At 73.3% G+C, this 18,918-nt stretch carries 19 protein-coding genes; 7 read left to right on the top strand and 12 right to left on the bottom strand.

Going from position 1 to position 18,918, the window contains the following annotated elements; translation table 11 throughout:
- Positions 1-93: 93 nt before the first annotated feature.
- Positions 94-834, bottom strand: a complete 741-nt coding sequence (locus IEY30_RS14525) for a LemA family protein (RefSeq protein ID WP_043416858.1) — start codon at positions 832-834, stop codon at positions 94-96.
- 131 nt (positions 835-965) lie between these two features.
- Here IEY30_RS14525 and IEY30_RS14530 point away from each other — a divergent pair, with 131 nt between their 5' ends.
- Positions 966-1,259 (top strand): DUF1905 domain-containing protein, encoded by a 294-nt coding sequence (locus IEY30_RS14530; protein WP_030199086.1) that lies wholly within the window; start codon positions 966-968, stop codon positions 1,257-1,259.
- Positions 1,256-1,963: a hypothetical protein gene (locus IEY30_RS14535; protein ID WP_188960150.1), complete on the top strand. Its 708-nt coding sequence runs from the start codon at positions 1,256-1,258 to the stop codon at positions 1,961-1,963. Before IEY30_RS14530 ends, IEY30_RS14535 begins: the two co-directional genes overlap by 4 nt.
- On the opposite strand, the gene pyrE is transcribed toward IEY30_RS14535, so the two are convergent.
- From pyrE to IEY30_RS14560, 5 genes are all read right to left on the bottom strand, one after another.
- Positions 1,927-2,490 (bottom strand): orotate phosphoribosyltransferase, encoded by a 564-nt coding sequence (gene pyrE / locus IEY30_RS14540; RefSeq protein ID WP_188960151.1) that lies wholly within the window; start codon positions 2,488-2,490, stop codon positions 1,927-1,929. The two genes, IEY30_RS14535 and pyrE, sit on opposite strands and share 37 nt — an antisense overlap.
- A gap of 70 nt (positions 2,491-2,560) precedes the next feature.
- Positions 2,561-3,601 (bottom strand): NAD(P)-dependent alcohol dehydrogenase, encoded by a 1,041-nt coding sequence (locus IEY30_RS14545; RefSeq protein WP_030199075.1) that lies wholly within the window; start codon positions 3,599-3,601, stop codon positions 2,561-2,563.
- 58 nt (positions 3,602-3,659) lie between these two features.
- Positions 3,660-4,076, bottom strand: coding sequence for a (R)-mandelonitrile lyase (locus IEY30_RS14550; protein WP_030199072.1), 417 nt, complete (start codon positions 4,074-4,076; stop codon positions 3,660-3,662).
- Positions 4,077-4,246: 170 nt separating this feature from the next.
- On the bottom strand, positions 4,247-4,708 hold the full coding sequence (locus IEY30_RS14555) for a MerR family transcriptional regulator (RefSeq protein ID WP_030199069.1): 462 nt from the start codon (positions 4,706-4,708) through the stop codon (positions 4,247-4,249).
- 130 nt (positions 4,709-4,838) lie between these two features.
- Positions 4,839-5,615 (bottom strand): SDR family NAD(P)-dependent oxidoreductase, encoded by a 777-nt coding sequence (locus IEY30_RS14560; protein WP_030199066.1) that lies wholly within the window; start codon positions 5,613-5,615, stop codon positions 4,839-4,841.
- Between the two features lie 52 nt (positions 5,616-5,667).
- Here IEY30_RS14560 and IEY30_RS14565 point away from each other — a divergent pair, with 52 nt between their 5' ends.
- Positions 5,668-6,477, top strand: coding sequence for an exodeoxyribonuclease III (locus IEY30_RS14565; RefSeq protein WP_030199062.1), 810 nt, complete (start codon positions 5,668-5,670; stop codon positions 6,475-6,477).
- 98 nt (positions 6,478-6,575) lie between these two features.
- Positions 6,576-7,529, top strand: coding sequence for an alpha/beta hydrolase (locus IEY30_RS22275; protein ID WP_373286725.1), 954 nt, complete (start codon positions 6,576-6,578; stop codon positions 7,527-7,529).
- On the opposite strand, the gene IEY30_RS14575 is transcribed toward IEY30_RS22275, so the two are convergent.
- Positions 7,465-9,201, bottom strand: coding sequence for an MFS transporter (locus tag IEY30_RS14575; protein ID WP_043416854.1), 1,737 nt, complete (start codon positions 9,199-9,201; stop codon positions 7,465-7,467). The genes IEY30_RS22275 and IEY30_RS14575 overlap by 65 nt on opposite strands.
- Before the next feature lie 7 nt (positions 9,202-9,208).
- A complete protein-coding gene (locus IEY30_RS14580; protein WP_030199052.1) occupies positions 9,209-9,919 on the bottom strand; it encodes an LppX_LprAFG lipoprotein in 711 nt (236 codons plus the stop codon).
- A gap of 145 nt (positions 9,920-10,064) precedes the next feature.
- On the opposite strand from IEY30_RS14580, the gene IEY30_RS14585 reads away from it, so the two are divergent.
- Both IEY30_RS14585 and IEY30_RS14590 read left to right on the top strand, forming a co-directional pair.
- On the top strand, positions 10,065-10,772 hold the full coding sequence (locus tag IEY30_RS14585) for a hypothetical protein (protein ID WP_030199049.1): 708 nt from the start codon (positions 10,065-10,067) through the stop codon (positions 10,770-10,772).
- Positions 10,769-11,368, top strand: a complete 600-nt coding sequence (locus tag IEY30_RS14590) for an HAD family hydrolase (protein WP_030199046.1) — start codon at positions 10,769-10,771, stop codon at positions 11,366-11,368. The genes IEY30_RS14585 and IEY30_RS14590 overlap by 4 nt, the downstream gene beginning before the upstream one ends.
- Here the strand turns inward: IEY30_RS14590 and clpB are convergent.
- Positions 11,355-13,916 carry an ATP-dependent chaperone ClpB gene (clpB, locus tag IEY30_RS14595; protein WP_030199043.1) on the bottom strand — a complete coding sequence of 854 codons (2,562 nt, stop codon included), beginning with the start codon at positions 13,914-13,916 and terminating at the stop codon, positions 11,355-11,357. The two genes, IEY30_RS14590 and clpB, sit on opposite strands and share 14 nt — an antisense overlap.
- Positions 13,917-14,079: 163 nt before the next feature.
- Between clpB and IEY30_RS14600 the strand changes: the two genes are divergently transcribed.
- Positions 14,080-14,478, top strand: a complete 399-nt coding sequence (locus tag IEY30_RS14600) for a DivIVA domain-containing protein (protein ID WP_030199040.1) — start codon at positions 14,080-14,082, stop codon at positions 14,476-14,478.
- Between the two features lie 39 nt (positions 14,479-14,517).
- On the opposite strand, the gene IEY30_RS14605 is transcribed toward IEY30_RS14600, so the two are convergent.
- From IEY30_RS14605 to IEY30_RS14615, 3 genes are all read right to left on the bottom strand, one after another.
- On the bottom strand, positions 14,518-14,796 hold the full coding sequence (locus tag IEY30_RS14605) for a hypothetical protein (protein WP_052358576.1): 279 nt from the start codon (positions 14,794-14,796) through the stop codon (positions 14,518-14,520).
- 18 nt (positions 14,797-14,814) lie between these two features.
- Positions 14,815-15,480 (bottom strand): ANTAR domain-containing protein, encoded by a 666-nt coding sequence (locus IEY30_RS21950; protein ID WP_052358575.1) that lies wholly within the window; start codon positions 15,478-15,480, stop codon positions 14,815-14,817.
- A 194-nt stretch (positions 15,481-15,674) separates the two neighbouring features.
- On the bottom strand, positions 15,675-18,746 hold the full coding sequence (locus IEY30_RS14615; RefSeq protein WP_052358574.1) for an ATP-binding protein: 3,072 nt from the start codon (positions 18,744-18,746) through the stop codon (positions 15,675-15,677).
- Positions 18,747-18,918 lie beyond the last annotated feature (172 nt).

Here is an 18,918-nt window from a genome sequence, read left to right on the forward strand (position 1 = left end):
ACCAGACGCCGGAGAGGCACGCAGCAGGACGCCCCGAGCGGTGGCTGGGGGCGTCCTGCTGCCATGACGGCCCTCGTCGGCCGCGCAGGCGGGTCAGGCGTTGGGCGTGCCCTGCCCGGGAGCGGAGTCGGTGGTCGGGTCGGGCTGGGCCGCACCGGGCGCCTGGGCCTGCGGGAGCGCGCCGGGCGCGGCGCCGGGCTGGGTCGACGGGCCGCCGACGGCGCCGGGCTGGGTCGAGGGTGCGACGGCCGGCGAGCCCGAGCCGCCGACCGCGTCGCCGCCGAAGCTGACGTTGGGGACGACGGCCTCGGTGGCCGGGGCCTCGAAGTACTCGGCCCGCTTGACGCCGGCCATGTTGGCGACGATGTTCGAGGGCACCGACTCGACCTTGGTGTTGAGCTCGCGCACGAGCGCGTTGTAGTAGCGACGCGAGCTCGCGATGCGGTCCTCGGTGCTCGTCAGCTCCTGCTGGAGGGCGAGGAAGTTCTGGTTGGCCTTGAGGTCGGGGTAGGCCTCGGCGACGGCCATGAGGCGACCGAGCGCCTGGCTCAGCTGGCCCTCGGCCTGGGCCGCGGCGGCCGGGGTCGACGCGCCGGACATGGCCGCGGACCGGGCCTGCATGACCTCCTCGAGGGTGCCTCGCTCGTGGGAGGCGTAGCCCTTGACCGTCTCGACGAGGTTGGGGATGAGGTCGTGGCGGCGCTTGAGCTCGACGTCGATCTGGCGCCAGCCCTCCTCGACCTTGTTGCGCAGGCCGATCAGGCCGTTGTACATGACGACGCCCACGACGGCGAGGAGCACGACGAGGCCGAGCAGGATCCAGACGATGATCATGGGTTCTCCCGAGAGCAGGGCGGTCAGTGTGCCGATCCTAGTGCGGGCGACGCACGTGCGGACCGGGCCGCTGGTGCGACGACGACGCCGCTCTCCCGGTTCCTGTCGGTGCCCAGCCCTACGGTGGGTGCATGACGACCCTCCGCTTCACCGCCGACCTCTGGCGGTGGGAGGCGCAGACCGGCTGGTTCTTCGTGACCGTCGCACCGGACGCGTCGGCGCGCATCCGTGAGGTCCCCAGGCCGCCCCGCGGCTTCGGGTCGGTCCGGGTCCGCGCCACCGTCGGCGGCACGTCGTGGACGACGTCCGTCTTCCCGGACGCCTCGCGCGGCGCCTACGTGCTGCCGGTCAAGAAGGCGGTCCGTCAGGCCGAGGGCCTCGGCGAGGGCGACCCCGCCGACGTGCGCCTCGAGGTGCTCGAGTGAGTGCTCCCAGCGGTCCCGCGCGCAACCGGGTCGACCCGTTCGGCGACGTCGTGGCCGCGCCGGGCCTCGGTGCGTGGATGGGCAACCGCGGACGCCTCCACGACGGGGCCGGCAGCCGCGACGTGCGCCGGCACCACGTCGGCCGGGCCTGGATCACGTGCGCCCTCAACTTCCGCGGGCGCAGGGTGCGCCAGTGGGACCCCGGCCACTACACCCCGCTCTTCTTCCTCGACGAGGCGACCGCCCTCGCCGCGGGCCACCGTCCGTGCGCCGAGTGCCGTCGCGCCGACTACACCCGCTTCCGCGACCTCGTCGCGGCCGCGCACCGCACGACCCACCTGCCGGCGACAGGGCTCGACCGCCTGCTCCACGAGGAGCGCTGGGACACCCGTCGACGCACCCGCCGGCTGCACGCGTACGCGTGGGGTGACCTCCCCGACGCCACCTTCGTGCTGCTGGCGTCGGGTCCGGCCGTCGTCCGGGGCGACGACCTGCTCGCCTGGCAGCCCGACAACACGTATGCCGCGTCCGCCCTCGAGCGGCCGCGCGCCGGGACCGCGAGCGTCATCACGCCGCCGTCGTCGGTCGAGGCCCTGCGCGCCGGCTACCCCGTGCAGGTGGGGCCGTTCTCTCCGGTCGGCCAGACCGGCGCCGGCCCGGGCGGGGCTCAGGCGAGCCCGAGCTCCTCGAGGGAGAAGGCGTAGCGGTACTCCACGCCGGCCTCGGCGGTGATCTTGTCGCCGGCGCCGGTCGCCCGGTCGGCGATCGTCGCGACGGCGACGACCTCGGCGCCGTCCTCGCGAGCGGCCTCGACGGCGGCGAGCGGCGAGGCGCCGGTCGTCGTGGTGTCCTCGACGACGAGCACCTGGCGGCCCTTGATGGACGGGCCCTCGATGCGCTGCTGGAGGCCGTGCGCCTTGCCGGCCTTGCGCACGACGAACGCGTCGAGGCGCTCCCCGGCGGCCGCGGCGGCGTGCAGCATGGAGGTCGCGACGGGGTCGGCGCCGAGCGTCAGGCCACCGACGGCGGCATACGTCAGGTCCTTGGTCAGCTCACGCATGACGATCCCGACGAGCGGGGCGGCCTCGCCGTCGAGGGAGATGCGGCGCAGGTCGACGTAGTAGTCGGCCTCCTTGCCGGAGCTCAGGGTCACGCGACCGTGGACGATCGCCTTGTCCTTGATGATCTCGAGCAGGCGGGCACGGGCGGCGGAGGCGTCGATGGTGGTCACGAGGCTCCATCGTAGGGCGCGGGCGCCGGGCGTCCCACCGGTGTGCGCACCGGTGGGACGCCCGGGTGGCTCACGACAGGGTCGAGGCGTCGATGACGAAGCGGTAGCGCACGTCGGAGGCGAGCACGCGCTCGTAGGCCTCGTTGACCTTCTCGGCCGGGATGACCTCGACCTCGGCACCGATGTGGTGCTCGGCGCAGAAGTCGAGCATCTCCTGGGTCAGGGCGATGCCGCCGATCATCGAGCCGGCGAACGAGCGACGGCCGCCGATGAGCGAGAAGACGTTGACGTCGAGCGGCTCGGCCGGGGCACCGACGTTGACGAGCGTCCCGTCGACGGCGAGCAGGCCGAGGTAGGCGTCGAGGTCGATCTTCGCGCTCACCGTGTTGACGATGAGGTCGAAACGGCCGGCGAGCGTCTCGAAGGCGCCCGGGTCTGACGTCGCGAAGTAGTGGTCGGCGCCGAGCCGCAGGCCGTCCTCCTGCTTCTTCAGCGACTGCGACAGCACGGTCACCTCGGCGCCGAGGGCGTGCGCGATCTTGACGGCCATGTGGCCGAGACCGCCGAGGCCGACGACCGCGACCTTCTTGCCGGGGCCGGCCTCCCACTTGCGCAGCGGCGCGTAGGTCGTGATGCCGGCGCACAGCAGCGGCGCCGCCGCGGCGGGGTCGATGCCGTCCGGGACCGTCAGGACGTAGTCGGCGTCGACGACGACGTGGGTCGAGTAGCCGCCCTGGGTCGTCGTGCCGTCGCGGTCCGTCGCGGCATACGTGCCGACCATGCCCTGGGCGCAGTACTGCTCGTCGCCGTTGCGGCAGTTGGTGCACTCGCCGCACGAGTTCACCATGCAGCCGACCCCGACGCGGTCACCGACCGAGTGCCGGCTGACGTCGGCGCCGACCTCCGTGACGCGGCCGACGATCTCGTGACCCGGCACGACCGGGAAGGGCTGCGGGCCCCAGTCCCCGTTGACCGTGTGGATGTCGGAGTGGCAGATGCCGGCGAACTCGATCTCGATGAGGACGTCGTTCGGGCCGACGGCCCGGCGCTCGATCGTGGTGGGAGCCAGCGGCTCTCCGGCGGCGGGGGCGGCGTAGGCGTTGACCTTCATGGGTTCTCCTTCTGGGAGGTGGGTCGTGCGTTTCTGGAGGTGGGTCTGGGGAGGCGGCTCAGCCCTGGGCGGGTGCCGCGGCGTACTCCTCGTCGGTCACCGGCTCGAGCCAGTGCACGACGTCGTGGTCCTCGTCGCCCTCGTTGACGGCGAGGTGGACCATGAGCCGGTTCGGGGCCGCGCCGTGCCAGTGCTCCTCGTCGGCCTCGAAGAGGACGCGGTCGCCGGGGCGGATGACCTCGACGGGGCCGCCGCGGCGCTGGCAGAGCCCGATGCCCTCGGTGACGAAGACGGTCTGGCTCAGGGGGTGGCGGTGCCAGTGCGTGCGGGCGCCGGGCATGAAGTGCACGAGGTTGGCCGAGAGCCTCGACGGGGCGGGGGCGGCGGCCACGGCATCGATGTAGACGTCGCCGGTGAACCAGTCGGCCGGTCCCTTGATGGTGCCGGTCTCGGTGGTGCTGCGGGTGATCTGCACGCTCGTCCTCCTCGGTCGGTGTGCGGGGGTGCTGGTGAGGCATGGCGCAGCGCAGGGCGGCGGGAGCCACGCCGGGGTGGAGCAGCAGGGCGGAGCAGCAGGTGGAGCAGCGGGTGGAGCAGCGGGTGGAGCAGCGGGTGGAACTGCGGGGTGGAGCTGTGGGCCGGGGGCTACTGCGGCCGGACCCGCCTCAGGGCGTCGGCGAGCGCCCGGGCCTGCTCCGAGAGCAGCTCGGCGCGCTCGGGGTCACCGGCGGCGACCGCGTGCCAGTAGTCGACCTTGATCCGCACGTAGCGCTGGCGCAGGGCGACCTGCTCTGCCTCTGCCGCGAGCCGGCGCTGCTGCTCGGTGAGCAGCCGGATCTGCTCGTCGGCCCGCTGGGCGCCGAGCGGTCCGTTGGCGACGTAGCTGCGCATGTCGGCGACGGACATGCCGGTCGCGGCGAGACACGCGACCCACATCAGCTGGTCGAGGTCGCTCTCGTCGTAGACCCGGTGGCCGCTGCTCGCGCCGCGGCTGACGGGGGCGATGACGCCGATGGTCTCGTAGTAGCGCAGCGTGCTGGCCGGCAGCCCGGTCAGGGCCGCGGCCTCCTTGATCGTGTAGGTGTGTCCGGTCGTCGGTGCGCTCACCCCTACGACGGTAGGAACTTCAAGTACTCGAAGTCAAAGGCCGCGCGGGACATCCGGGGTCGCCTGCTGCGGCGCGGGTCAGACAGGTCGGTCAGGGCGCGGGCACGGTCAGGGCACAGTCAGGGCGCGGTCAGCGGCGGACGAGGCGCGCCCGGCTGCGCACCAGCGAGCGCGGGACGACCCGCAGCAGGCCGACGATCGCCTTGTACTGCAGGCCGGGCACCGACAGGACCCGGCCCTTGCCGACGTCGTCGAGGCAGTCGGAGACGAGCCTCGTCGGGTCGAGCCACATGAAGTCGGGTCCGGGCTTGCTGATGCCGGCCCGCTGCTGGAACTCGGTGTTGGTGAAGCCGGGGCACAGGGCCGTCACCGTGACGCCCGAGCCGGCGAGCTCGCTCGCGAGGCCCTCGCTGAAGGTCGTCACCCAGGCCTTGGCGGCGGAGTAGGACCCCGAGGCGATGAAGCCCGCCACCGACGAGACGTTGACGATGCGCCCGCGGCCGCGCTCGCGCATCGCGACCCCGGCCGCGTGGGACAGCACGAGCACTGCACGGGTGAGCACGTCGAACGCCGCCTCCTCGACCGCGACGTCGTTGCGCAGGAAGCTGCGGCGCTGGCCGTAGCCGGCGTTGTTGACGACCACGTCGACAGGCCGGTTCGGGTCGGCCACCCGGTCGGCGACCGACTGCAGCGCCGCCCGGTCGGAGAGGTCGGCGACGAGCACCTCGGCCGACACGGCATACCTGCTCGTCAGCTCTGCGGCCACGGCGTCGAGGCGCGCGCGGTCGCGGGCGACGAGCACGAGGTCGTGCCCGCGGGCCGCGAGCTGCCGCGCGAACTCGTGGCCGATGCCGGCGCTGGCGCCCGTGACGAGGGCCATGGGTCGCGTCGCGCGCTCTGCAGTCATGCGGCTCACCCTAGGCACACGGCGTCGGCGCGGCGGTCTAGGGTGGCCGACTGTGCGCATCGCCACCTGGAACGTCAACTCCATCCGGTCCCGCATCGACCGCGTCGCCGCCTGGCTCGAGCGCAGCGACGTCGACGTGCTCGCGATCCAGGAGACCAAGGCCCGCGAGGACCAGTTCCCCCTCGAGCGGTTCGAGGCCCTCGGCTACGAGGTGGCCCACCACGGCCTCAGCCAGTGGAACGGCGTCGCCGTCGTCTCGCGCGTCGGCCTCGAGGACGTCCGCGTCGGCTTCGACGGCCAGCCCGGCTGGGGCGAGCCGGCCGCGCCCGAGGCCCGCGCCATCGGGGCGCTGTGCAACGGCGTACGCGTGTGGTCCCTCTACGTGCCCAACGGCCGGGCGCTCGACGACCCGCACCTCGGCTACAAGCTGAGCTGGCTCGAGGCCCTCGCGGCTGCCGGCCGGGGCTGGCTCGCCGACGACCCCGACGCGCAGATCGCGCTGCTCGGCGACTGGAACATCGCACCGACCGACGCCGACGTGTGGAGCGTGCCCTACTACGAGGGCCGCACGCACACCTCGCCCGGCGAGCGGGCCGCTTTCCAGGCCGTCGTCGACGCGGGCTACAGCGACGTCGTGCGCCCGCACACGAGCGAGCCGGGCACCTTCACCTACTGGGACTACACCCAGCTGCGCTTCCAGAAGCGCCAGGGCATGCGCATCGACTTCGCGCTGTGCTCCCCCGCCCTCGCCCAGCGCGTCGTCGGCGCCGCCATCGACCGCGAGGAGCGCAAGGGCAAGGGCGCGTCGGACCACGCCCCGGTCGTGTTCCAGGTCGGCGAGGCGTCGGGGTCCGACGCGTGAGGCGCCACGACCGCCGCGGCATCGTCACGCCCGACGGGGCGATCCTGTCCGTCCACACCCACGTCGACCCCGAGCTGCCGCCGGACGCACCGACGCTCGTGCTGGCCCACGGGTGGGCCGTCAACCACGAGAGCTGGCTCCCGGTCGTCGAGAAGCTGGCCGGCGAGCCGGTCCGGATCGTGCTGTGGGACCAGCGTGGGCACGGACGCTTGACGATCGGGCTGCGCCGGACCGAGATCGCCTCGGTGTCGGTCGAGCACACCGGGCGCGACCTCGACGTCGTGCTGCGCAGCGTCGTGCCGCCGTCGTCCCCCGTGCTGCTGGCCGGGCACTCGATGGGCGGCATGACGGTCATGGCGCTCGCGGAGCAGCGGCCCGACCTCTTCGGCTCCCGGGTGCGGGCGGCGCTCCTCGTCGCGACGGCGTCATCCCATGTCGCCCTCGGCGAGCGCACCGGCGAGGCGGCCGTCATGCGCCTGGCCGCCAAGGGCCTGCCGCTGCCCCCCGGGCGGCAACGGCCGGATCCGCGCCCTCGTGCGCGGTCTCTTCGGCGACGGCGCCGACCCGGCGGACGTCGAGGCCGCGTGCGAGCAGGTCGCCGCGACCAAGCTGACGACCTTCGCTGCCTTCTACGGTGCGCTGCTCGGCGTCGACCAGCGCGCCGGCTTCCCCGCGCTCGAACGTGTCCGGGTCTCCATCGTGGCCGGCCGCCTGGACTCGCTCATGCCGGTGACGCGAGCGCGCGCGCTGCGTGTCGCCCTGCCGCACGCGACCTTCGTCGACATCGCCCGCAGCGGCCACATGCTGCCGTGGGAGGCCACCGACGTCCTCGCCGAAGAGGTGCGCGGTCTGCTCGCCGAGATGCGCGCCGGCACCTCGACCGCCTGAGCGGCCCGACCCCGCAACACACCGAGCAGGCGCCAACCGTGACGGCTACAGCCGCAGTGGTTGCCCGCTGCTCGGTGTGTTGCCGGGACGAGGGGTGGGTCAGAGGGCGACGAAGCGAGGCGCGTCGGCGTCGGCCGGCTCGGCCGCGGTCACCCGGCCGCTGACGCCGAGGGTGAACGCCACCGCGGCACCGACGAGGGCGGCGATCGCGCCGCCGAGGAAGACCGTCTGCACCTGGACGACGCCGGCACCGATGAGGGCATCGGTGTCGAGCTGGTCCGGCAGGCGGCGCACCGCCTCGAAGTAGCGGTTGAGCCCGATCGATGTGAGCAGGGCGAGACCGACGACCATCCCGACCATGCGCGCGACGACGACGAGCGAGCTCGCGACCCCGTGCGCGTCGGCCGGTGAGTCCGCGAGCGCGGCGTTGTTGACCGGCGCGAGGGCCAGGCCCATGCCGAGCCCGACGACGACGAGCACGACCGTGGCCGGCAGCGTCTGGCTGACCGAGTCGAGGGTCCAGCGCGACATGACGACCAGGCCGCCGCCGGCGAGCAGGAGCCCGACGCCGGCCACGGCGCCGTCGCCGAGGCGGCGCAGCGACCAGCCGCCGAGGAGCGCGCCGACGGGCACGGCGAGCAGGAAGCGGACCAGCACGAGGGCGGCACCGGTCTCGTCGTAGGTGTCGGTGAGGCGCGCGAGCAGGGGCACGTCGACGACGACCGCCACGAGCGCGGCGCCGACGAGCAGGCTGACGACGAGCGCGCGCAGCCCGCGGGCCCCGACGACCCCACGCGGGATGAGCGGGTCGGCGGCGCGGCGGTGCCACCACGCGAGCACGATGAGGGCGACGGCACCGACCGGCAGCAGGCTGTAGCCGAGCGGTCCGACGACCTCCTTCTCCGGGTCGGACGACGCGAAGGTCAGCACGAGGCTGCCGAGGGCGACGGCCACGAGTGCCGCCCCGACGAGGTCGGCGCGCCGCAGGACGGCCCACCAGCGAGGGGCGGTCAGCACCACGACGACGAGCAGCAGCCCGAGGCCCACCACGCCGATCGGGGTCAGCACCCGCGACGTGCCGCCGAACGGGACGAAGGGCGCACCGAGCGCCACGTCGGTGACGAGCGCCTCGGGCGCCGCGAGCGCGAGCCCGGTGACGCCCAGCCCGAGCACGGTCAGCACCGCCGCCACGACCGGGACGGCCCGCCCTCCGCGGGACCGCGCGGGCTCGGGCGCCGACCCCGACGGGCGCCCGCGGGCGCCGAGGAGGTGGATGACGACATACAGCACGAGGGCCGCAGCGACGTTGAGCCAGAAGATCGCCCGCCAACCCGACCATGCGAGCACGACCGCGCCGATCACCGGCCCGAGCACCGAGCCCAGCTCCTGCACGGCACCGACGACGCCGAGCGGCGTGCCGCGCCGGTGCGGCGGCCACAGGTCAGCGACGAGCGCGAGCGTCGCCGGCACGAGCCCGCCGCCGCCGATGCCCTGGAGCACGCGCCCCGTGACGAGCACCGGCATCTCGACGGCGAGCGCCGTGACGGCCGAGCCGACGACGAAGACGAGGAGGCAGCCGAGCAGGATGCGGCGCCGGTCGAGCAGGTCGGACAGGCGGCCGATGAGCGGCAGCACGGCGATGTAGCCCAGGAGGAAGCCGGAGATGATCGGCGTCGCGCGCTGCAGCGCGTCGATGCCGATGCCGACCCCGGCCATCATGTCGGTCAGGGCGAGGACGACGACGTAGGTGTCGGCGGCGGCCAGGGCCACGGCCGCGGACGCCGCCGAGAGCAGCGCGAAGCGGTGGGTGCCGACGGGCTGGGCGCTGGAGGTCACCGGCAGGTCAGGGCTTGGTGATCGTGACGGGCTTGCCGTACTGGTCGAGAGTCAGGGTGTAGGTCGAGGTCGTGCCGGCCCCGAAGAACGGCCCCGTGATGACGACCTGCCTCAGCTCCTGGGCGTCGGTCAGGCCGTAGGTCGCCGTGAAGGTGCCGTTGGGGTCGCCGATGAGGAAGAGGTCGGTGACCGCCTTGCCCGGCACGCTGCCCTTGATCGTCGTGAGCACCTCGGAGCCACGGCGCACCTGGTCGCCCGCGACCGGCGACGTCGTCGCGGTGAGCAGGGTGGTCAGGCCCTTGTCGGGCGAGAAGAGCACGGCGGGGTCGGGCAGTCCGAAGGCCTTGGGGTCGATCTTGTTGGTGCCCGGGATGAGCGGCAGCTTGGCGTAGACGTCGCCGTCGAGCGAGGTGATCTCGGCGTCGGCCTGCACGCCCTTGAGCGTCACCTTGAAAGTGCCCTTGAACGCCGGCGGGTGCTTGCCCCAGCCGTCGGCCGACACGACGCCGCTCGCCCCCTGGGGCACGTCGGCGCTCGCCAGCGTGAGGTGCACCGACGGCGCGGCGTCGACCTTGGCCTTCGCGGCGGCGAGGCGCTGCGCCGGCGACTGCTGCGTCTGCCCTGCCGAGGAGCCCCCCGGGTCGCTCGAGCAGGACGCCACCGTGACGACGCAGAGCGCCGAGAGGGCGGCGGCGGCGAGCTTTCCCGTGATGCGCATGGGGGTCAGGCTAACCGAGCGGAGCCGCCCCCTCCGGTCGGCCGCGCGGGGCCGCGCTCGGGCGGTCTCGTCGATGTGGGTATGGCTAGGGTCGGGGACGATCACGGCGGGACAACCCCGCCACCTGACGAAGGAGCACGAACCCATGGCCCTGCTCGGAGTGATCCTGCTGCTGATCGGCGCCGGAGCCGGCGTCGTCACCTACCTGGCGACGCACGCCGCCGCCGGGACGGTCGCCGTCTCGGCCTTCGGCTTCACTCGCAACGCGACGCCGCTCGAGCTCGCGATCTACGGCGCCGTCGCGGTCCTGCTCTTCGCGCTCGGCTGGGCGATGGTCTCGGCCGCCGCCCGCCGCCGGGTCCGCCTGCGCCGTGAGGAGAAGGAGTCGGCCCGTCTGGCCGAGGTCGAGGAGAACGCCGAGGCCGCCCGCCGCGACCACGAGCACCGCCTCCAGGAGTCCGGCCTGCGCGACGAGGACCTGCGCCGCCGCGAGAGCGAGCTGGCGGCCCGGCACGAGGGCCTCGACACCCGTGAGGCCGAGCTGTCGCGCCGCGAGGCCGAGTGGCGCGAGCGCGAGGGCCCGTCGGTCGCCGACGTCGTGACTGGTCGCGCCGAGGGCAACGTCCACGAGGGCACCGCGTCGTGGACCGACGACGAGCGCTCCGCCGGCAGCGTCGAGCGCCCGGCCGAGACCCGCGGCAGCCGGCGCACCGACCGGACCGACCAGACCGAGTCGGTCGACCCCACCGGTTCCCACGCCGACACCGGCCACGACACCGGCTCGACCTCCGACTCGACCGCAGACCCCGCCTACGCCGACGAGCGCGCCCAGCAGCGCGACGGGGCGGTGTGAGGGAGCACACGGCATACGTCTTCGACCTCGACGGCGTCGTGCGGGACTTCGCTCCCGGCGACGCGAACCCGGCCATCGAGGCGGCGCTCGGGCTGCCCGCCGGGCACGTCGCGGCGACGGCGTTCCGCAGCGAGCTGCTGCTGCCGACCATCACCGGCCGGCGCAGCTTCGACGAGTGGTATGCCGCCATCTGCGCCGCGCTCGAGGACGTCGTCCCCGAGCCGGCGCGGGTGCGCGAGCACATGACGCGCTGGCGCGAGCACCGCGGCACCGTGATCGACGAGACCGTCGAGCGTCTCGAGACGCTCCGCTCGGCCGGGCACCGCACCTACGTCTTCACCAACGGCACCGACTACGTGCCGCAGGAGATGGAGCTGCTCGGGATCACCCGCCTCTTCGACGGCCTGCTCAACAGCGCGGACTTCGGCGTGGTCAAGCCCGACCCGCTGGCGTATGCCGCCGCCCACCGGGCGATCGAGGCCGACCTCGGGCGCGTGGTGGCCCGTGACGAGGTGTGGTTCACGGACGACCGCGACGAGAACGTCGCGGCCGCGCGTGAGTTCGGTTGGGACGCAGAGGTCTTCAGCCGAGGGTGAGCGACTCCCCTGCGGCGTCGACGCCGACCTGCACGGTGGCGCCGTCGCGGACCTCGCCCGACAGCAGCCCCCGGGCCAGCCGGTCGCCGATCTCGCGCTGGACGAGCCGGCGCAGCGGGCGGGCGCCGTAGGCCGGGTCGAAGCCACGGGCCGCGAGCCACTGGCGGGCGTCGTCGGTGACCTCGAGGGTGATTCGCCGGTCGGCGAGCCGCTCGGCGAAGGCCCGCACCTGCAGGTCGACGATGTGCGCGAGGTCGTCGCGGCTCAGGGCGTCGAAGACGACGACCTCGTCGAGCCGGTTGAGGAACTCCGGCTTGAACGACGAGCGCACGATGCCCATCACCGACTCTCGGCGCGCCTCGGGGCTCAGCAGCGGGTCGGTGAGGAACTGCGACCCGAGGTTGGAGGTGAGCACGAGGATGACGTTGCGGAAGTCGACGGTGCGACCCTGGCCGTCGGTGAGCCGCCCGTCGTCGAGCACCTGGAGCAGGATGTCGAACGTCTCGGGGTGGGCCTTCTCGACCTCGTCGAGCAGGATCACCGAGTAGGGGCGCCGACGCACGGCTTCGGTGAGCTGGCCGCCCTCCTCGTAGCCGACGTAGCCCGGGGGCGCCCCGATGAGACGCGCGACCGAGTGCCGTTCGGAGTACTCCGACATGTCGATGCGCACCATCGCGCGCTCGTCGTCGAAGAGGAAGTCGGCGAGGCTCTTGGCCAGCTCGGTCTTGCCGACACCCGTCGGGCCGAGGAAGAGGAAGCTGCCGGTGGGCCGGTCGGGGTCCGAGACGCCGGCCCGCGTGCGGCGGACGGCGTCGGAGACGGCGCGCACGGCGTCGGTCTGCCCGATGAGGCGGGCGCCGATGTGCTGCTCCATGTGCAGCAGCTTCTCGGACTCGCCCTCCATCAGCCGCCCGGCGGGGATGCCGGTCCAGGCCGAGATGACGTCGGCGATGTCGTCGGCGCCGACCTCCTCCTTGACCATCGGCTCCTCGTCGACGGACGTGGCCGCCGCCTCGCGCTCCTGGGCGGTCGCGAGCTGCTTCTCGAGGGCCGGGATGTCGCCGTAGGCGAGCTTGGACGCACCCGCGAGGTCGCCCTCGCGCTGGAGCCGGTCGGCCTGCACCCGGAGGTCGTCGATCTGCGCCTTGATGTCACCGACGGCGTTGAGGCCGGCCTTCTCGGCCTCCCAGCGGGCGTTGAGGGCGGCGAGCTCCTCGGACCGGTCGGCGAGGTCCTTGCGCAGCCGGGCGAGCCGCTCCTTGCTCGCCTCGTCGGTCTCCTGCTCGAGGGCGAACTCCTCCATCTTGAGCCGGTCGACGGCGCGACGCAGCTCGTCGATCTCGACGGGGCTCGAGTCGATCTCCATGCGCAGGCGTGAGGCGGCCTCGTCGATGAGGTCGATGGCCTTGTCGGGCAGCTGCCGCCCGCTGATGTAGCGGTCGCTGAGGGAGGCGGCCGCGACGAGCGCGGAGTCGGCGATGGTCACCTTGTGGTGCGCCTCGTAGCGCTCCTTGAGCCCGCGCAGGATCGCGATGGTGTCCTCGACCGACGGCTCGCCGACGAAGACCTGCTGGAAGCGGCGCTCGAGGGCGGCGTCCTTCTCGATGTGCTTGCGGTACTCGTCGAGCGTCGTGGCGCCCACGAGCCGCAGCTCGCCGCGGGCCAGCATGGGCTTGAGCATGTTGCCGGCGTCCATGGCGCCCTCGCCGCCGGCGCCCGCGCCGACGACGGTGTGGATCTCGTCGATGAAGGTGACGATCTGCCCGTCGCTGCCCTTGATCTCCTCGAGCACTGCCTTGAGCCGCTCCTCGAACTCACCGCGGTACTTCGCGCCCGCGAGCATGGCTCCGAGGTCGAGGCTGTAGAGCGTCTTGTCGCGCAGGCTCTCGGGCACGTCGCCCTCGACGATGCGCTGGGCCAGGCCCTCGACGACGGCGGTCTTGCCCACGCCGGGCTCACCGATGAGGACCGGGTTGTTCTTCGTGCGGCGGGACAGGACCTGCACGACCCGGCGGATCTCGGCGTCGCGGCCGATGACCGGGTCGAGCTTGCCCTCACGGGCGCGGGCGGTGAGGTCGGTGCCGTACTTCGCGAGCGCCTCGAAGGTGCCCTCGGGGTTGTCGGAGGTCACCGGTCGCCCGCCGCGCAGCTCGGGGATGGCCTTCTCGATCGCGTCGGCGTCGAGGCCGAACTGTCCCGTGCGCGCGATGGCGAGCAGCAGGTGGTCGGTCGAGACGTACGAGTCGCCCATGGCGGTCATGTACTGCTGCGCCTGCTGGATGACGCGCAGTCCCGTGGGCGAGAGCTGCGGCTGCTGGGTGCCGCCGGTGACCTGCGGCATCGAGGCCATGGCGCGCTCGGCCGCGGCCGTCGCGGCGGCGACGCTCGAGCCCGCTGCGGTGAGCAGAGCGGGGGTGGTCGTGCCGCTCTGCGCCGCCAGCGCGAGCAGCAGGTGCGCCGGCTCGATGTTGGGGTGGTGCTTGCCGGTGGCCGTCGTCGCGGCCTGGGCGAAGGCCTCCTGCGCCTTGGTGGTCAGAGACAGGTCCATGCGTGCTCCTGGTAACGGGATGGGTTCACAGGCGTCAACCGGTGCTGACTTGAGTGTATTCCGCTCAACTTCGTGCGTCAGGAGAAGGTGACGTATGCCGCCCGGCGCGCGCCGCCGGGCCCGTTCCCACGCTCCGTCTCCTCCTCCACCTAGTCTCGGGCGCATGGACCGAACCGCTCTCGCCGACGAGCTGCGCACCGCGCGCTTCCGCACGACCCAGTTCCGGGCCGGCTACAAGGAGGACGCGATCGACGACGTCATCGACACCATCGTCGGGCAGCTGACGGTCGGCGCGGCCGACCACGAGATCGTGCAGACGGCGCAGTCCAGCCGCTTCCCGACGACCACTGGCCGGCGCGGCTACGAGATGGCCGACGTCGACGCCCTCCTCGAGCGGGTCGTGACGAGCCTCGGCGGCGCGGCCACCCCGACGTCGCCTCGGGACGGCGCCCCGACGTCGTCGTCGACGCCTCCACAGACGACCTCGACGTCGGCCGAGCCGCTCCCCTCCGCGCTCATCGAGCCGCCCCGCGGCTTCCTGGCGCGCCTCCTCGGGCGCTGACGGCCCCCGACCTCCTCAGGCCCCACCGGCCCCACCGGCTCAGCCGTGCGGGTCGGGGTCGTACCACCCGTCGTGCACGGCGGCGAGCGCCTCGAAGCGCACGGCATACGCAGGGTCGGACGGCGTGCGCACGTAAACCGCCCACTCGTGGGCCTCGGAGTCGTCCTCACCGGCGAGCGCCTCGCGGACGACGCGGACGTCGGAGAGCCCCTCGGCCTCGAGGTCGTCGGCGAGCGACTCGGCCTCGTCCCGCTCGGGCAGCACGATGAGGTGCTCCCTGGTCGCGTTCCCGTCGTCCGCTCGTGCAGTCGTGCCCACGGCGCCAGCGTAGGACGGTCAGACCACCTCGTCCGGCTCGGCACCCGTCTCGATGACGCGCCGGGCCACCTCGCGCAGCTTGACGTTGTGGTCCTGCGACGCGCGACGCAGCACCTCGAACGCCTCCTCGGACAGGATCCGGTGGCGCTCGATGAGGATGCCCATGGCCTGGCCCACGAGCCGGTGGCTCTCGACGGCACGCTCGAGGTTGGCCTCGTTCTGCCGGAAGCGGTCCACCATGACGATGCGGTCGACCGCATGGGCGAGCGAGTGCAGCAGCAGCTCCGCGACGACGCAGTCGGCGACGCCGGGCTGCGCGGTCACGGCGCCCCCCACCCACACCCGGCAGGTGGCGCGGGCGCCCGACGACTCGAGCAGGATCCCGCGCCCGTCCTGGGCGCGGGCCTCACCGGCGGCGGTCGGCGCGGAGAGGACCGAGCGCACCGAGGGCGACAGGGCCGCCGGCGGCACGACTCCGGAGGCGCTCGCGTGCAGGTCGTGCTGGGTCGCCGTCACGCGCAGCACCGCCTCGCCGCCGAGCACGGCGCCGATCGTCGAGGCCGCCACGGCGAGGGCCTCCTCGAGGTCCTCGGAGCACACGAGCAGCCGGGCCGCCGCGGTGACGCGGGCTGCGTGCTCGACGCTGTCGTCGTTCGCAGCCGTCGCCGGTGGCAGGGCGGTCACGGGGCCTCCTGGGTACGCGTGGGAAGGCCCGCGAACTTGGAGGCAGCACAGTGTTGCATCCCGCCCCACCACCGGACAAAACCAGACACGGTGCAATCTCCTGATGGGCACGTCGACGCCCGTCGCAGATGTGCCGGGACGCCGCGGCCCCCGGAGCCGCGAGGGCGCCGGGGGCCGTTGGGGTGCGGGTCGGGTCAGGCCCGGTCGGGGTCCTGACCGCTCTCGACGACGCGGGCCGCGATCTCGCGCAGCTTGATGTTGCGGTTGAGCGACGCCTGCCGCAGCATCTCGAAGCTCTGCTTCGCCGTGATGCGGTGGCGCTCGATGAGGACGCCGACGGCGTGGCCGATGAGCCGGTGGCTCTCGATGGCCTGCTCGAGCTGGTGCTCCTTCTCGGCCCGCGCCTGCTGGGCGACCACCCGGTCGACGGCCTGGCCGAGCGACTGGGCGAGGAGGTCACCGACGATGAGCTCGTCACTGGAGACGTGGCGCGGCTCGTCGAACTGCACCCAGGCCCGGCAGTCGGACTCGTGCGCCGAGGGCAGGAGCAGCAGTCCCTCGCGCTTGTCACCGAGGAGCACCTCGTGGCCGTACGGCGAGGACATCAGCCCCTCGCGCACGCCGTCCTCGAGCTCCGAGACGTCGACCCGTCCGCGCGGGGAGAGCACGACCGGCTTGCCCTTGGTCGGGGCCACCCGCAGCGTCACCCCGCCGTCGAAGAGCACGGTGAAGCCGGTGACGGCGGTCGCCAGCACCTGGTCGAGGTCGTCGGCCGTCGCGAGGTCGGCGGCGATGCGCGCGGCGAGCTCGCGCCGCATGCGCGACTCCCGCTCACGGGTCTCGTCGCGCAGCACGACGATGGTGAAGCCGTCGTACTCGGCCGTGCCGGGCACGCTCGCGGCCCGGACGTGGACCCACGCCTCGCCGCCGCCGCGCCGCAGGATGCGGTAGCGGTCGTCCTCGACCGGCCGGCCCGCCTGCAGCAGCTCCATGCGTCGCTCGTGCTGGCGCCGCTCGTCGGGCGACTCCGACTCGGGGATCCACCACGGGTAGGGCGGCACGAGCGGGCCGTCGGCGAGCGACCACCCGAACGTGCGGGTGAAGACGTCGTTGACCTCCACCACGAGACCGTCGACGTCGGTGACGACGAACGGCTCCTGGATGGCGCCGAGGATGGCCCGCAGCCACGCCGCGTCGCGGGACCGTGACCGGGACCGGACGAGGTTGGCGGCGAGTCGGGCCCGCAGCTCCTCGGGCTGGAACGGCTTGACGACGTAGTCGTCCGCGCCCTGGAGCAGCCCGGTGGTGCTCGCCTCGACACCGGCCCGTGCCGACAGCAGCACCACCGGCAGGTCCCGCAGCGCAGGGTCGGCCCGGATCTCTCGCACGAGCGTCAGCCCGTCCATGCGGGGCATCATGACGTCCGCGAGGACGATCGCCGGACGACGCAGGCGCAGGTGCTCGAGGGCCTCGACCCCGTCGCGCACCGAGACGACGTCGTAGTCGACGACGCAGTGCCGTGCGATGTAGTCGCGCATGTCGTGGTTGTCCTCGACGACGAGCAGCGTCGGCCGGGCTCCCTCGAGCGGCGACGAGCTCGGCGCGCTCGTCCCGGCAGCGGCGCGGGAGGTCGCGCCGGCCGCCACGCTCGCATCCATGCCGGCCGCGACGTCGTCGCGGATCACCCAGCTGCTGGCCTCGTCGATGAACGACTCGGCCGACCGCACCGTGATCGAGGGGCGCAGCGCCGCGCGCGACGCCGGCTCGCCCCACGGGAACGACACCGTGAAGGTGCTGCCTCGGCCGTGGACCGACTCGACCCAGACGCGCCCGCCCATGAGCTCGACGAGCTGGCGCACGAGAGACAGGCCGATGCCGGCCCCCTCGCGCGAGCGGCGGTCCTCGCCGCGGTCGAGCTGCCGGAACCGGTCGAAGACGAGGTCGAGGTCCTTCTCGAGGATGCCGATGCCGGTGTCGCTGACCGCCACGGCGAAGCCCTCGTCGCTGCCGGTCAGCCGCAGCGTGATGCCGCCCCGCGGGGTGAACTTCAGCGCGTTGGAGAGCAGGTTGAGCACGACCCGCTCGAACATGTCGACGTCGACGAACGCCTCGTGGTCGAGCTCGTCGCAGCGCACCTCGAAGGTCAGGCCGGTGCGCTCGATGGCCGGCCGGAAGTTCGCGGCGATGCCGGTCGTGAGCTCCTCGACGTCGGCCGACACCCAGTGCGGCTCGACGGCTCCAGCCTCGACCCTGGTCAGGTCGAGGATGCGGTCCACGAGGGCGGTGAGCCGGTCGGTGTTGCGGCGGATCAGCTCGAAGCGCTGGCGCTGCTCGGGCTCGAGCCCGTCGGCCGCCAGGGCGTCCTGGACGGGTCCCGCGATGAGTGTGAGCGGCGTGCGCAGCTCGTGGCTGACGTTGGCGAAGAAGTCGGACTTGGCGGCGTCGAGCTCGGCCAGGGCCTCGGCGCGGTGCCGCTCGTCCTGGAGGCTGCGGATGCCCCTGAGCGCGCTCGCCACGTGGGCGGCGCACAGCTCGGCGTACGTCTGGAGCTGCGCGTCCCACGGCCGCTGGGGGTTCTCGGTCAGCAGCAGGTGCGCCGTGGGGTCGGCGAGGCCGGGCTCGACGACCGGGACGACGTGCACGCGTCGTCCTTCGTCGTCGACGGCCGGGGTGTCGGCACCGGGCGGACCCCAGCGCAGGTCGGTCGTGACGTGGTCGTGCCGGTGCGCGCGCAGGACGTCGAGGGCGCGGACGCGTACGTCCTCGGGAGTCCCGGCGCCGGCGAGCGCGGAAGCCAGGCTCGAGGAGACCTCGGTGCGACGCTCGGCGAGAACCTTCACCGTCGTCTCGGTGGCCACGTTGAGGATGCCGACGACAGCGCCGGACTCGTCGTGGATCGCGCCGTAGGACCACGTGAAGTAGGCCTCCTCGAGGAAGCCCGCACGGTCGACGACGAGCAGCTCGTCCTCGACCCACGTCGCCGCGCCACCGCCCGTGACCTCGGCGAACATCGGTCCGATGACGTCCCAGACCTCGGGCCAGACGTCACGCACGGGCCGTGCCCACGCACCGGGGTGCTTGCTCTCGCCGAGCAGGGTGCGGTAGCCGTCGTTGTAGACCATGACGAGGTCGGGTCCCCAGCACACGAGGATGGGGAAGCGGGACGACAGGCTGACGTCGACCATGACGCGCAGCGTGTCAGGCCACGACTCGAGCGGGCCGAGCGGCGTCGTTGCCCAGTCGGTGCTCTCGAAGAGGCTCGCCATCTCGCCCTGGTGCGCGGCCCCGTCGGCAGGGAGGTGCGCCGACGATGAAACCGGGAGGTCGCCCTCCGGATGGTGCGGGGTCACACGACCTCCGGGAGTGGGATCAAGATGCAGCCTCCGGCGGCTTCACACGGGCGCGCCCCATCTGCTTGAGGCCGCTGCACAGTCTGTC

The organism is Terrabacter tumescens (genome assembly GCF_014646815.1).
Taxonomy (GTDB): Bacteria; Actinomycetota; Actinomycetes; order Actinomycetales; family Dermatophilaceae; genus Terrabacter; species Terrabacter tumescens.